This window comes from Pseudomonas sp. 313 (assembly GCF_000316965.1).
In the GTDB taxonomy this organism is placed as follows: domain Bacteria; phylum Pseudomonadota; class Gammaproteobacteria; order Pseudomonadales; family Pseudomonadaceae; genus Chryseomonas; species Chryseomonas benzopyrenica.
This window is the reverse complement of record NZ_ANBZ01000076.1, coordinates 43,656-57,962: the sequence shown is the minus strand read 5'-3', so window position 1 is coordinate 57,962 and position 14,307 is coordinate 43,656. Positions and strand designations below refer to the sequence as shown.

Here is a 14,307-nt window from a genome sequence, read left to right as displayed (position 1 = left end):
TTTCAGGACAGGTCAACAGGTTATTCCAAGAAACTTTCAGCAGAGACCAAAAAGGCCCACAGAAAGCGACCTGTCACCTGTGCGAGGTAAGATGCGGGCAGACGATGTTTCGAGGACTGCATGACTTCCATCCTGGCTCGCTACCGAAAACAGCTGAGGAATACGCTTGGCGATTGGTTTCCCCGGACCACGCTCTTCCTTAAAGGAGAGCCACCTATTAATGGAGACACCAAGCCAGGCAGCCGCAAGAAGGCAGAGCCGGCCCAAGCCCCCAAGCGCCAGGCCGAGCCGAAGGCCGCCAGCAAAGGTGCAAAAAGGGAGCAATCGACCGTCCAGCCCCCCACCACTACCCCCTCCCCCACCGCCCTCTATGGTCCCGTCTTCACCGTGAAGCGCGCTCAGGAGCAGCGGATGAAGATGCGTGTCGAGCAGGCCGTTACCCAGGGCATCATCCAGCCACCGTCGCCGGAACAATGGAAGATGATCCTGGCTCGCGCCCCGGCGACGCGGATCTTCGCGGGTGCCGGTTCGGGCAAGACCACGACACTGGTACTGCGGGTGGTGTTCATGCTGTGCCACCTCGAGATCCCGCGCGAGCAACTCACCGTCATCTCCTTTACCAAGGCTTCCTGCGAAGAGTTGCGCGCGCAGCTCAAGCGCGTCCTGGCCTTCTGGGAGGTTCCGCTGAATGAAGAGGCGGCACGCGAACTGGTGAGAACCTTTCACTCGGCCCTGGCACAACTGGCGCGCTCAGAGCTGAGGGCGACGCAGTGGTTCGAGCAGTTGTCCACCCAATCGAAAGGTGAGGATGAACCGGATAACGGCATGCTGGCTGGCGCCACGCTGAACGAAGGCCAACGCCAGCTCCTGATACAGGCCTACGAGAATTGCTACCGCGAGGACGCCGGTTTTCGTCGTCGGGTTCATCTGTTGCTGGAACTGGCGGCGCCCAATGAGGAAGAGCCACCTGGCGCCCCGCCCTTGCAGCCCTTCGTCCTCAATGGCGAACGCCAACCACAACCGCTGCCCGACCTCTTCTATGGCCAGGCTTCATTCGCCGAGACCCTGGGACTGCGGGTCGGCTCCATAAAGAGCAACCAACTGGAATGCTCGACGCGGGACCGGATCTTTCTGGAGGCCATGCAGCAGTTCTGGCGCCACTTTGGCAAGTTGCTGAAGGAACAACGGCTGATCACCTTCAATACCGCCTTTGCCGTACTGACGGATCGCCTGGACAAGAAACCCAGTCGCGCCCTGATTGCCCGCCTGCAGCCCTTCACCCATTTGCTGATCGACGAATTCCAGGACATCTCGCCGCAGATCGCCCTCTGGCTGCAGCAGGTACAGCGCAGGCTCGCCGAGGAAAAAGTTGCGCCCTCGCTGATGGCTATCGGTGACGACTGGCAATCCATCTATGGCTGGCGGGGCAGCTCGCCGGAGTTGTTCATCCACTTCGATCGCTGGTTTCCAGGCCAGACGCCCAGCCAGACGCTGATGCTGGGGACCAACTACCGTTCTTCACCGGACATCGTGGCTGACGGTGAACGCATCCTGACCCAGGTGCGCCACAAGCAACCCAAGAAAACTAAGGCCTTCCGCGTTGCGGATGCCCAGGGACACGGGGTCAAGGTCGTACCCCAATTTGATATCGCTCGTCAGTTGGCTTCGTTGTTGGGCGAGATCGAGGCACAAAGGACCTATGCCGCGGAACGAGAGCGGCCGGAGCGCTGCGCGGTCATGGTAATGAGTCGTCTGAACGCGCCCTTGAAAGCCATCAACGAGCAGCTGGGCCGTCAGCCCGGAGTGCGGACCTGCACCATTCACCGAGCCAAGGGCCTGCAGGCCGAGGTGGCGATTGTGCTGGACGACGGCCAGCCTCAGCAGCCCCATCCGCTGCGCAATGCCCTCTATGCGGCCAGCGGGCATTTTCAGCAGAGCTATGACGCTGCCATGGCCGACGAAGCGCTGCGCCTGAGCTATGTGGCGGTGACCCGCGGGGTCAGCCGGGTGCTGTGGTACACCCGGCAGCCACGGGGGGCGGCGGCGATATTGGTGGGCTGAGTCAGATAGCGCGGCGGGTGCTGTCACCCGCCGTAGGAACGTGAGACGGCCGCTACTCGATCACGTCAAAATCCTTGAGGTGCTCTTCGGACAGCTCCAGGCCCAGGCCGGGCGTGTCGTCGTCCAGCTGCAGGTAGCCACCGACCGGCTGGGGTTCGCCCTTGAAGACGTAGTAGAAGAGTTCGTTGCCCACTTCCACGTCGAATACCGGGAAGAACTCGGCCATGGGCGAGGCGGTGCTGGCCATGGTCAGGTGGTAGTTGTGCATCTGGCCGGCGTGGGGGATGACCGGGACGGACCAGGCTTCGGCCAGGGCGTTGATCTTGCGCGCGGCGGTGATGCCGCCAACGCGGTTGGTGTCGTACTGGATGACGTCCACCGCGCGGCGTTCGAGCAGGTCCTTGAAACCGTAGGAGGTGAATTCGTGCTCGCCGCCGGATATGGGCATGATGCCCATCTTCTTGAGTTCGACGTAGCCCTCGATGTCATCGGCAATGACCGGCTCTTCCAGCCAGCGCGGTTCGAATTCGGCCAGTTTGGGCAGCATGCGGCGGGCGTATTCCAGGGTCCAGCCCATGTAGCACTCCAGCATGATGTCGATGTCGGGCCCGGCCAGTTCGCGCAAGGCGCGGACCTGTTCGATGTTACGCCGCATGCCGGCGGGGCCGTCCTTGGGGCCATAGCCAAATCTCATCTTGAGGGCGTCGAAGCCCTGGCTGAGATAGCCCTGGGCTTCTTCCAGGAACAGGTCCAGGTTGTCGTTGGCGTAGAGCTTGGACGCGTAGCAGGAAATCTTTTCCTTGGTACGGCCGCCCAGCAGCTTGAATACCGGCTTGTTCACGGCCTTGCCCATCAGGTCCCAGAGCGCCAGGTCGACCGCGGAGATGGCGGCCATGCCGATGCCCTTGCGGCCCCAGGCGTGGGTGCGGCGATACATCTTCTGCCAGAGGTATTCGTTATCGAAGGGATCCTGGCCCATGACGATGGGGGTCAGGTACAGATCGATAATCTCCTTGGCCACTCGCGGCGCCAGGGCGCAGTTGCCCAGACCGACCAGGCCGCTGTCGGTCTCGATCTCCACCACGAGCCAGCCGTGGAAGCGGAAGGAGCCCATGGCGTCGCCGCGCTCATAGAGGATGTCGGTGGCGTTGGTGCAGAAGTGCGCCTGGGGCGGGACGACCTTGCCTTTCCATTCGAAGACGCGGGTGCGGACGCTGGTGATTTTCATCGGACTTTCCTTTTTCGAGCATGAGTCAGGCCGGCCGGCTCCACGAGCCGGTTCGGCGAATTCAGGTAGCGCCTGGAGCGCCCCGGTAGCTATCAGTGGCGAGACGCGCCCAGGCGACAGGCGATCTCGAAGGCCTGACGGGTCGCGCCGACGTTGGCGCGGCCCTGGCCGGCGATGTCGAAGGCGGTACCGTGGGCGGGCGTGGCGATGGGAATGGGCAGGCCACCCTGCACCGTCACCCCGCGGGAAAAGCCCATCAGCTTGATCGCGATCTGGCCCTGGTCGTGGTACATGGTCACCACGGCGTCGAAGGCGCGGTTATCCCCCTGGACCTTGAGAAAGATGGTGTCCGCCGGATAGGGACCGTCGGCGGCGATGCCCAGCGCCTTGGCGCGCTCCACGGCCGGGCCGATGAGGTCGAGCTCCTCGCGGCCGAAGCTGCCGTTGTCGCCATTGTGGGGATTGAGGCCGCAGACACCGATGCGCGGCCGGGCCAAACCGCTGCGCTTGAGTTCATTGTCGATCAGCTCGATGGCTTCGATCACCCGTTCCTGGCTGAGCAGACCGGGGACGTCCTTGAGCGCGACATGGGAGGTCACCCGCGAGGTCCAGAGATCGTCCAGCACGTTGAATTCGCAGAACGGTCCCGTGTACCCCAGGCGCTCGGCGAACCAGTGCAACTCGTCGTTGTGGCCCAGGCCGGCAAGGTGCAGCGAGGTCTTGTTCAGCGGACCGAAGAGGATGGCATCGGTGTGGCCGGCCTCGGTCAGGTCCAGGGCGACGGCCAGGGTGTCCAGGCTGTAGCGACCACCGACGACGCTGGCTTCGCTACGGGGGAATGCACCCTCGGCGGCCCCGCGATAGGGATACAGCAGCGGCACGTCGTCCTGGAAGTCGAGGGCATCCAGGCTGTCGATGCGGCGATAGGGATACTCGCAACCGGCGATGCGCATGCCGGTGCGGGCTTCGTCCTCGTCGGCGATCAGCACCATCCGGGCACGACCGCGCACCTCGGGATCGGCCAGCAGGCGGGCGATGAGTTCGGGGCCGATACCGGCCGGGTCACCCAGCACCAGGGCCAGGCGGGGAAGCGTGGAATTGCTCATGCGGAAGTCCTCAGGTAGGGGTCCAGGCGGATGACGTCGGCCACCGGGCGATACAGACGCTGGGCGGTGTCATGGAAGAGTTGGCGTTGGGCCGTGATGGGCAAGTCGGCCACCAGGCGCTTGAAGCCGCCGAAGATGGTGGCGTAGCTGCCGCACAGGCGATCGACGGGAAAGTTGCTGGCGAACATGGCCCGCTCGGGACCGAAGACGGCGATGGCCTCGCGGACGATCCAGGCATTGTCCTCGGCGCGCCAGGGTTGGCCGGCGAGGCCCAGACCGGAGATCTTCAGCGCCACATTGGGCCATTCGGCCAGGCGGGCCAGGGCGGCGCGCCAGGCGGTCAGGCCTTCGGGACGGCGATCGGACGGCAGGCCAGTGTGGTTGAGGATCAACTGGATGGCCGGGAAGTCCCGCGCCAGGCGGCAGGCCTCGTCGAGATTCCACCAGGGCGTCTGCAGGTCGAAGTGCAGGCTGTGGCGCTGCAGTTCGGCGTAGCCCTGGCGCCAGCGGTCATCGCTCATCAGGGTGCGCTGGCTGCCGACCTCCTCCGGACGACCAGGACCGCCCGGTTTGTGTCTTACGCTACGCACCCGCGCGAAGGCGGCCTGGGCGGCGAGCAGCTCGGCGGCGTCTTCGGCATCCAGCCAGGCCTGAGCGACCATCGCGTTGGGTACGCCATGGCGGCGCGCCAGTTCGTGGACGTAGCGGGTCTCGCCCAGGGGATCGCGGGGATCCCACTCGGTCTCGACGTAGACGGTCTGGACCACGTCATGACCGGCCGCATCGGTGAAGTAGTGCTCGGGGAGGTAGTCGCCCTTGATGGCGCTGTAGTCGCCATAACGGAAGGGAATGGTTTCCGCGCCGGACAGCCAGGGGTGGAAGTTGCGCCGGGGCTCCCAGAAGTGGTGGTGAGCGTCGATGATGGGGCCGCTATAGCGCTCAGTCATGCTGCACCTCCCGCTGGTCCAGGACGATCAGCAGGGTGCCGATGATGAATAGGCCGGAGCAGAGGGCGAAGAAGCCCAGTACCGCCGGATAGCCACCCAGGTGCTGCAGCAGCAGGCCGACCAGAATGGGCACGGCGATACCACCCAGGCTACCGGCCAGGTTCATCACCCCGCCGATCAGACCCACCCGTGCCGGCGCCGCCAGCAGCGCCGGGAAGCTCCAATAGAGGCTGCCCCACATGAGGAAGAAGGCGGTGAGGGACAGCAGTGCCACGGCAGCGTAGGGATCGGTGAGGTGCGGCAGCAGCAGAAAGGCTACGAGGGCCACCAGGCCGGAGCAGGACAGTAGTCCCTTGGCGGCGAGGCCGCGGCGCACGCCCTTGCGCACCAGCAGGTCGCAGAGGAAGCCACCCACCAGCGAGCCCACGGCTCCGCAGAGGAAGATGACGAAGGTAGCGGCGCCGATGCCCTTGATGTCGAAGCCACGGGCCTGGGCCAGGTAGCTGGGCCCCCAGGTCAGCAGGCCGAAGAAGACCATGGCCCAGCTGGCGCGACCGATGAGGATGCCGGCCAGGGAGCGACGGGCGATGCCCAGGCCCCGGGCGCCTGCCTTGGCCGCCTGGGCCACCGAGGTGGTGCGGCCTTCGTTGATGCGTGCGAGTTCAGCGGCATTGACTCCGGGGTGGGTCGCCGGGTCGTCCCGGAGATAGCGCCAGGCGAGCCAGGCCATGGCCAGGGTGGCGATACCGGCGATGAAGAAAGCAGTGCGCCAGGAGCCGAAGACGGCGATCAGGTAGGCGATGAGTAGACCGCCCAGGGCCACGCCCAGGGGACCGCCGCAATCCATCAGCACCGCGCCCCGGCCACGTTCACTGGAGGCCAGCCAGAGCGAATTGAGCTTGCCACCGGCGGGGAACAGCGGTGCTTCGGCAGCGCCCAGGGCGACCCGGGCGAAGATCAGCGATAGGCCGCCGGTGGCGAAGGCGGCCAGGGTCTGGAATACGCCCCAGAGGCCGGTGGACCAGCCGATGACCCGGCGCGGACCGTAGCGATCGATCAGCCAGCCACCGGGAATCTGCAGGAGGGCGTACGCCCAGAAGAAGCTGCTGAGAATCAGCCCCTGGATGGCCGGCGTCAGCTGGAATTCGCGGGCGATGGTAGGCATGGCGATGGACAGGGAGACGCGGTCCACCAGGTTGATGACGGTGAGGCCGAAGATGATGGCGAAGATGCGCCAACGCACGCGGGAGGCCTGCAGGGCCGTGGGTATGGCGGCGGCTTCGTCGAGGTGGTTGGCGCGGGACGTCGAGAGCATGGCGTGACCCCTGATTATTGTTATGGGCGTTCAGCAGCCGGCTGGCGAGGTCGACTATCGGCTGCCAGTTCGATAACCGTCTAATCAAATCTGCACATAGGTGTATAGCCTGAGGATATAGGTGCCTTTCAGTGTTTCGCTGGAGAGCCCTTGGCGCCGAGGTCTCCGCACGCTCACCCGCTACGACATAACCTCAGGCTATCGGTGCATGCCTTTTTTTGAGTGGTCAGGATTGCCCGGGGCTGCGCACACTCGGTCCACCCAAAACAACGACAAGAAAGAGGTAGTCCCATGCGCAGCACCTCCCTGCTCGCCGCCCTCCCCCTGTGTCTGGCCGCTGCGGTGGCTCCCCTGGCCCAGGCCGCCTGGCAGCCCGATGGCAAGGTGGAGATCGTGGTCGCCGGTGGCCCCGGTGGCGGCACCGACCAACTCGGCCGGCTGATCCAGTCGATCATCACCCAGCACAAGCTGCTCGATGCCAGCACCGTGGTGATGAACAAGGGAGGCGGTAATGGCGCCGAGGCTTTTCTGGAGATGAAGCTGGCCAAGGGCGAGGCGGACAAGCTGGTCATCGCCACCAACAACGTCTATCTGCTGCCCCTGACCGCCAAGCTCGGCTACCAGTTGAGCGATCTCACCCCGGTGGCGGCCATCGCCGAGGATGACTTCATCCTCTGGAGCTACGCCGACGCGCCCTGGAAGGATGCCCGCGGCTACATCGACGCCATCAAGCAGGACCCGGCTGGCAAACGCATGGGTGGCAGCCAGTCGAAGGACGTCGACCAGACCCTGACCCTGCTGCTCAATCGCACCGAGGGCACCAAGCTCACCTACATCCCCTTCAAGAGCGGCAGCGAGGCGGCGACCCAGCTGGCTGGCAAGCACATCACCTCCAACGTCAACAATCCCAGCGAGAGCCTGAGCCAGTGGCGCGGTGGACAGGTAGTGCCGCTGTGCGTGTTCAGCCAGAGCCGCATGGCCTATACCGCCAAGGTCACCGAGACCCAGGCGTGGTCGGACGTACCCACCTGCAAGGAGCAGGGCCTGGGTATCGATCAATACCGCTTCCCGCGCACCGTGCTCTTGCCGGGCGGCGTCAGCGAGGAGCAGCGTGCCTTCTATGTGGAGCTCATGCGCAAAGTGAGTCAGACGCCCGAATTCAAGGCCTATATCGAGCGTAACGCCCTGGTGCCGACCTTCCTCGAAGGCCAGGCGCTGCAGGACTACATCGCCCAGGACACCGCCCGGGTCACCCCGGTGTTCGAGGCCGCAGGCTGGCTCAAGCGCTGATCGGCGCACCGACACAGGAGAGACGGCCATGGCCGGAGATTCCCTGATCACCACCCGCTGGGTGGAACTGGGCGTGGCGGCGTTCACCGCCGGCCTCGGTGGCATCGTGATGATGGGCAGTCTGGAGCAGGGTATCGGCTGGGGCGATGCCGGCCCCGAGCCGGGCTACTTCCCCTTCTACATCGGCCTGCTGCTTGCCCTGGCCAGCCTGGCCACGGCGCTGCAGACCCTGTGGCGCTGGCAGGCGCTGCGCACGGGCTTCGTCGAGCGCGCCGCCTTCGGCCAGGTGCTGCGGGTATTCCTGCCGATGCTGGCCTTCGTCGTCGCCCTGCCCCTGCTGGGCCTCTATGTCACGGCCTTTTTGTTCATCGCCTGGTTCATGGCGCGCGATCGCCAGCGGCAAAGGCGCTACGGCGCCTGGCAGATCCTCGCCACCGCCGGCGGCGTGAGCCTCGCCAGCTATCTGATCTTCGCCCTCTGGTTCAAGGTGCCACTGGATGCCGGCCCCCTGGCCGACCTCGCCCGCCTGCTGAGGAGCCTGTCATGAGCGAATTCGATTCCTTGATGCACGGGATGGGCCTGATCCTGTCCTTCCATCACATCGCCCTGATGGTGATCGGTGTGCTGCTCGGCATCCTGGTCGGGGTGCTGCCCGGCCTGGGCGCGCCCAATGGCGTCGCCCTGCTGCTGCCGCTGACCTTCACCATGAGCCCGACCTCGGCCATCATCCTGCTCTCCTGCATGTACTGGGGCGCGCTGTTCGGCGGCTCCATCACCTCTATCCTGTTCAACATCCCGGGCGAACCCTCATCGGTAGCCACCACCTTCGACGGCTACCCACTGGCGCGCCAGGGCCGTGCTGGCGAGGCCCTCACCGCGGCCTTCACCTCGGCGCTGCTGGGCGCCTTGGTCGGGGTGCTGCTACTGACCTTCCTCTCCAGCCGCATCGCCGCCTTCGCCATGGAATTCAGCTCGCCGGAGTTCTTTGCCGTCTATCTGCTGGCCTTCTGCACCTTCATCGGCATGAGCAAGAATCCGCCGCTGAAGACGGTGGCGGCCATGATGATCGGCTTCGCCATGGCCGCGGTAGGCATGGATACCGTCTCCGGCAATCTGCGCCTGACCTTCGATCAACCGGCGCTGCTCTCGGGTATCAGCTTCGAGGTGGCGGTGATCGGCCTGTTCGGCATCGGCGAGATCATCTGCACGGTGGAGGAAGGCCTGGTCTTTCGCGGCGAGCAGGCGCGCATCACCCTGCGTACGGTGCTCGCCACCTGGAAGCAATTGCCGCGCTACTGGCTGACCTGGCTGCGCAGCGCCCTGGTCGGCTGCTGGATGGGCGTGACCCCGGGCGGCCCTACCGCCGCCTCCTTCATGAGCTATAGCCTGGCGCGGCGCTTCTCGAAGAATCGCGAGGGCTTCGGCAAGGGCGAACTGGAGGGGGTGATAGCGCCGGAGACCGCCGATCATAGTGCCGGTACCAGTGCCCTGCTGCCCATGCTGACCCTGGGTATCCCCGGTTCGGCCACCGCCGCGGTGATGCTCGGCGGCCTGATGATCTGGGGCCTGCACCCGGGGCCGACCTTGTTCGCCGAACAGCACGACTTCGTCTGGAGCCTGATCGCCAGCATGTACCTGGGCAACGTGGTCAGCCTGATCGTGGTGCTGGCGACGGTGCCACTGTTCGCCGCCATCCTGCGCATTCCCTTCTGCATCATTGCGCCCATCATCTTCACCGTCTGCGTGATCGGCGCCTATTCGGTGCACAACAGTCTGTTCGACGTCTGGCTGATGCTCGGCTTCGGCGTCCTTGGCTATGCCTTCAAGAAGCTCGGCTATCCCATCGCCCCCTTGGTGCTGGCGGCGGTGCTGGGCGACAAGGCCGAAGACGCCTTTCGCCAGTCGATGCTGTTCTCCGACGGCCAACTGGGCATCTTCTGGTCCAATCCCCTGGTGGGCAGCCTGACCACCGCGGCGCTGCTGATGCTCTGCTGGCCGCTGCTGGCGCGCGGACTGCAGGCCCTACGCCCAGGCCAGCCGCGGGTCAAGGTACGGCCCTCGTGAATGCCCCGGCCTGGCGCGGACGCACCCCAGCTGCGCCGGGCCCGGGCTCATGCGCTACCCTAGCGGGCTCCCCTGCCCCAAGGTCCGCCAGCATGACGCGCATTCCCGATGCCCACACCATCCACAGCCGTCTGCGCCTGCGCCAGTTGCGGCTGGTGCTGGCACTGGCGGAATTCGGCTCCCTGCGCCGCGCCGCCGACGACATCGGCATGACCCAGCCGGCCGCCACCAAGATGCTCCACGAGATCGAGAGCCTGCTGGGCGTGGGGCTGTTCGAGCGGCTGCCACGGGGCATGCGCGCCACGGCCTTCGGCGAGACGGTGATCTACTACGCGCGCATGGTCTTCGCCGAGCTGTCGGGCATGCGCGAGGAGCTGGTCGCGCTGGAATCGGGCAATCTCGGCCGGGTCGCGGTGGGCGCCATTCCGGCGCTGGCTTCGGGGCTGCTGACCCGCACCATCGCCACCCTTAAGCAGAGTCATCCGCGGCTGTCCATGTCGATCCAGGTGGATACCAGCGATGTGCTGGTCCAGGCGCTTTTGCAGGACCAGCTGGACGTGGTGCTGGGGCGCATTCCCACCGGCGCCCGCGCCGAGGAGCTGCTGTTCGACAGCCTGGGCGAAGAGGTGCTCTGCGTGATCGCCGGCGCGCAGAACCCCCTGGCCCAGGCCACGCACCTGACCTGGGGCGAGTTGCAGGAGCACACCTGGGTGCTGCAGCAGCACCCCAGTCCGATGCGCGCCATCATCAACCAGGCCTTTCACGACGCCCGGGTCGATATTCCCGGCAGCATCGTCGAGACCACCTCCATCATGACCCTGCTGGCACTGCTGCAGCAGACCGACATGCTCGGGGTGACCCCGCTGTCAGTGGTCAACGACTACCCTGGTCGCCACCTCCTGGCGGTGCTGCCCATCGCCTTCGAACCCCGGCTGCCGCCCTACGGGCTGATCCGGCGCCGGCATCGGGTGCAGTCGTCGGCCATGCAGACCTTCATGGCCACGGTGCGCACCGAGCATGGCCGGTTGCGCCAGGACGACGCCTAAGCACCTTGGCCGCGGATTGCTGCTGGCTCCCAGCTTGGGCATAGTGAAGCGGCCTGCCAGACGCCGGAGCCAACCACCATGCTCGCCTTGTCGCTTCTCGCCTACACTGCTTCCCGCCGGGGCCGCCCATGACCCAGCGCATCATGCTGCTCACCGGCGCCAGCCGCGGGATCGGTCATGCCACCGTCAAGCTGTTCCGCAACCTGGGCTGGCGGCTGCTCACCGTTTCCCGCCAGCCGTTTTCCGCAGAGTGCGCCTGGCCGGAAGCCCGCGATGCGCACATCCAGGCCGATCTCGCCGACCTTTCCCAGATCGACCGCCTGGTCGCCACTGTCCGCGAGCGCCTGCCCAGTGGCAAGCTGCACGCCCTGGTGAACAACGCCGGCATCTCACCCAAGGGGCCCGATGGCAGCCGCCTCGGGGTATTGGCTTCCGATGCCGACACCTGGACCCAGGTGCTCAACGTCAACCTGGTGTCCACCGCCCTGCTCGCGCGCGCCCTGTTGCCGGAGCTGGAAGCGGCCCAGGGCAGCATCGTCAACGTCACCTCCATCGCGGGCTCCCGGGTGCATCCCTTCGCGGGCGTGGCCTATGCCGCCTCCAAGGCGGGCCTCGCCGCGCTGACCCGCGAACTGGCCCATGAATTCGGTCCCCGGGGCGTGCGCGCCAACGCCATAGCGCCCGGCGAGATCGCCACCTCCATCCTTTCGCCCGGTACCGACGGCTTGGTGGAAGCCGAAGTCCCACTCAAGCGCCTGGGCACTCCCGACGAAGTCGCCGAGACCATCTACTTCCTCTGCAGCGAACGCTCCTGCTACATCAACGGCGCCGAAATCCATATCAATGGCGGTCAACACGTCTAGGCGGCGCCCGCCTCTGAAGCCTGCCCGCACAGACTGGGAACGGGCAGTCAGGCCACCACCATCAACGTTCCGGGTGGCGCTTCAGCGCCAGGCAGAGACGCCTTCTTAACGTGCCGTTAATGTTATGTTATAACGTGTATATACATCCCGATGCCCATATCACAGGGATGCATCCGTCCTACGACTTCTTCTACCCGTGATGACCATGACGACCCAAGCCAGCCTTTCCAACCAGAAACTCCCCGTCACCGTACTGTCCGGCTTTCTCGGCGCCGGCAAGACTACGCTGCTCAACCATATTCTCAATAACCGCGAAGGCCGCCGGGTGGCGGTCATCGTCAACGACATGTCCGAGGTCAACATCGACGCCGCCCTGGTCCGCGACGGCGGCGCCGAGCTGTCGCGCACCGAGGAAAAGCTGGTCGAGATGAGCAACGGCTGCATCTGCTGCACCCTGCGTGAAGATCTGCTGCTCGAGGTGGAGCGGCTCGCCCAGGACGGCCGCTTCGATCAGCTGGTCATCGAATCCACCGGTATCTCCGAGCCGCTCCCGGTGGCCGAGACCTTCACCTTCGCCGGTGAAGACGGTCGCTGCCTCGGTGACGTCGCCCAGCTCGACACCCTGGTCACCGTGGTGGACGCCTTCAACTTCCTGCGCGACTACGCCTCCAGCGACTCCCTAGAGTCCCGTGGCGAGTCTCTCGGCGAGGAAGACGAACGTACCGTGGTCGACCTGCTGATCGAGCAGATCGAATTCTGCGACGTCCTGGTGGTGAACAAGCTGGACCTGGTCGAACCGGCCGAACGCGATCGCCTGCTGGCCATCCTGCGCAGCCTCAATCCTCGCGCGCGGCTGGAATTGGCGAGCTTCGGCGCCGTCCCCCTGGAGCGGGTGCTGCAGACCGGTCTCTTCGACTTCGACGAAGCCGCCAAGGCGCCGGGCTGGCTGCAGGAGCTGCGCGGCGAGCACACCCCCGAGACCGAGGCGTACGGCATCGCAAGCTTCGTCTACCAGGCGCGTCGCCCTTTTCATCCCGAGCGCTTCTTCGCCCTGGTCGAGCAGGAATGGCCAGGCGTGGTCCGTTCCAAGGGCTACTTCTGGCTGGCCAGCCATCCCGCCCATGCCGGCACCTGGTCCCAGGCCGGCGCCGTCGCCCGCCATGGTGTCGCCGGGCGCTGGTGGGCCGCGGTACCGCCCGAGCAATGGCCCGACGATGAAGAAACCGTCGCCATCATCAAGGAGAAATGGCACGAGGGTGTCGGCGATGCCCGCCAGGAACTGGTCCTCATCGGCATGGATATGGACGAAGCCGCACTGCGTGCCCGCCTGGATGCCTGCCTGCTGACCGACACCGAACTCGCCGCTGGCCCCTCGGCCTGGATGCGCCTGCACAACCCCTTCAGCGACTGGCCCCCGGCCGCCGATCCCCACTGAGCCAAGCCCTGCCCATGAACGCCATCCTCCCCGACGTCTCCCTTAGCGAGACCGCCACCCTGCCCGCCGCCCTCGATTGGGTCGGCATGCAGGGCATCGACCTGCCCATCCGTCTCGGCGAAGGCGATCTCGACAGCTTCGTGCCTGCCAGGGCCGACGTTCAGGTCGATCTGCCCGCGGCCACCGCCAAGGGCATCCACATGTCCCGGCTCTACCGGTTACTGGACCGCCTGGGCGAGCCGCTCACGCCCGAACGCCTGCGCTCGCTGCTGGCTGACATGGTCACCAGCCACCGCAGCTGCGACTCCCGCGCCGCCCGGCTGCGCCTCGACTTCGCCCTGCTGGTTCGTCGCCCAGCCCTGGTGACCGCCGAGCTGAGCGGTTGGAAGCGCTATCCAGTGCGCCTGGAAGCCAGTTGGGTTGCCGGCGTCTTCCAGCTCAGCGCCCGCGTCCAAATTCCTTACTCATCCACCTGCCCCTGCTCCGCCTCCCTGGCCCGCCAACTGGTCGAACGGGCCTTTCTCGAAGAGCACGGGACCGCCGAGCACGTGGATCCGGTCACCGTCGCCAGCTGGCTACGCCGCCACGCCTCCCTGGCCACCCCGCACAGTCAGCGCAGCCTGGCACAGGTGCAGGTCAGCATTCCGGCAGGCGCCGTCGACCTCAACCTGCTGCCCTTGATCGACCAGTGCGAAAGGGCCCTGGGCACCCCGGTGCAAACCGCCGTCAAGCGCGCCGATGAACAGGCCTTCGCCGCCCTCAACGGCAGCAATCTGATGTTCGTCGAGGACGCCGCCCGCCGCCTGCTGGTGGCCCTGCGTGATAGCCACCAGGAAGTGCGCATCCACGTGCGCCATCTGGAGAGTCTGCACCCGCACGACGCCTCCGCCTGGGCCTCTAGCTCGCCCGCTTGACCAAGACGCTTCGGCAGCTCTCCTTTTCCAATGCCAGC

At 65.8% G+C, this 14,307-nt stretch carries 12 protein-coding genes; 8 read left to right on the top strand and 4 right to left on the bottom strand.

The window, feature by feature from the left end:
* Positions 1-120 precede the first annotated feature (120 nt).
* Positions 121-2,061, top strand: coding sequence for a UvrD-helicase domain-containing protein (locus tag C722_RS0117665; protein ID WP_026083921.1), 1,941 nt, complete (start codon positions 121-123; stop codon positions 2,059-2,061).
* 52 nt (positions 2,062-2,113) lie between these two features.
* Here C722_RS0117665 and C722_RS0117660 read toward each other — a convergent pair whose 3' ends face one another.
* From C722_RS0117660 to C722_RS0117645, 4 genes are all read right to left on the bottom strand, one after another.
* Positions 2,114-3,289, bottom strand: coding sequence for an L-rhamnonate dehydratase (locus C722_RS0117660; protein ID WP_017641789.1), 1,176 nt, complete (start codon positions 3,287-3,289; stop codon positions 2,114-2,116).
* A 92-nt stretch (positions 3,290-3,381) separates the two neighbouring features.
* Positions 3,382-4,395 carry a 4-hydroxythreonine-4-phosphate dehydrogenase PdxA gene (locus tag C722_RS0117655; protein ID WP_017641788.1) on the bottom strand — a complete coding sequence of 338 codons (1,014 nt, stop codon included), beginning with the start codon at positions 4,393-4,395 and terminating at the stop codon, positions 3,382-3,384.
* Positions 4,392-5,342 carry an amidohydrolase gene (locus C722_RS0117650; protein ID WP_017641787.1) on the bottom strand — a complete coding sequence of 317 codons (951 nt, stop codon included), beginning with the start codon at positions 5,340-5,342 and terminating at the stop codon, positions 4,392-4,394. Before C722_RS0117650 ends, C722_RS0117655 begins: the two co-directional genes overlap by 4 nt.
* Positions 5,335-6,657 carry an MFS transporter gene (locus tag C722_RS0117645; RefSeq protein ID WP_017641786.1) on the bottom strand — a complete coding sequence of 441 codons (1,323 nt, stop codon included), beginning with the start codon at positions 6,655-6,657 and terminating at the stop codon, positions 5,335-5,337. The genes C722_RS0117650 and C722_RS0117645 overlap by 8 nt, the downstream gene beginning before the upstream one ends.
* Positions 6,658-6,948: 291 nt before the next feature.
* On the opposite strand from C722_RS0117645, the gene C722_RS0117640 reads away from it, so the two are divergent.
* The 7 genes from C722_RS0117640 (at position 6,949) to folE2 (ending at position 14,269) form a co-directional block, all read left to right on the top strand.
* A complete protein-coding gene (locus C722_RS0117640; RefSeq protein WP_017641785.1) occupies positions 6,949-7,947 on the top strand; it encodes a tripartite tricarboxylate transporter substrate binding protein in 999 nt (332 codons plus the stop codon).
* Between the two features lie 28 nt (positions 7,948-7,975).
* Positions 7,976-8,494, top strand: a complete 519-nt coding sequence (locus C722_RS0117635) for a tripartite tricarboxylate transporter TctB family protein (RefSeq protein ID WP_017641784.1) — start codon at positions 7,976-7,978, stop codon at positions 8,492-8,494.
* Positions 8,491-10,011: a tripartite tricarboxylate transporter permease gene (locus tag C722_RS0117630; protein ID WP_017641783.1), complete on the top strand. Its 1,521-nt coding sequence runs from the start codon at positions 8,491-8,493 to the stop codon at positions 10,009-10,011. Before C722_RS0117635 ends, C722_RS0117630 begins: the two co-directional genes overlap by 4 nt.
* 92 nt (positions 10,012-10,103) lie before the next feature.
* Entirely contained in the window at positions 10,104-11,057 is a 954-nt protein-coding gene (locus C722_RS0117625) for a LysR family transcriptional regulator (protein ID WP_017641782.1), read from the top strand.
* Positions 11,058-11,185: 128 nt separating this feature from the next.
* The gene (locus C722_RS0117620) at positions 11,186-11,920 is read left to right on the top strand and encodes an SDR family NAD(P)-dependent oxidoreductase (RefSeq protein WP_017641781.1); all 735 of its coding nucleotides are present in this window, start codon (positions 11,186-11,188) and stop codon (positions 11,918-11,920) included.
* Positions 11,921-12,119: 199 nt separating this feature from the next.
* Positions 12,120-13,355, top strand: a complete 1,236-nt coding sequence (gene zigA, locus C722_RS0117615; protein WP_017641780.1) for a zinc metallochaperone GTPase ZigA — start codon at positions 12,120-12,122, stop codon at positions 13,353-13,355.
* 14 nt (positions 13,356-13,369) lie between these two features.
* Positions 13,370-14,269 carry a GTP cyclohydrolase FolE2 gene (gene folE2 / locus C722_RS0117610; protein WP_017641779.1) on the top strand — a complete coding sequence of 300 codons (900 nt, stop codon included), beginning with the start codon at positions 13,370-13,372 and terminating at the stop codon, positions 14,267-14,269.
* Positions 14,270-14,307 lie beyond the last annotated feature (38 nt).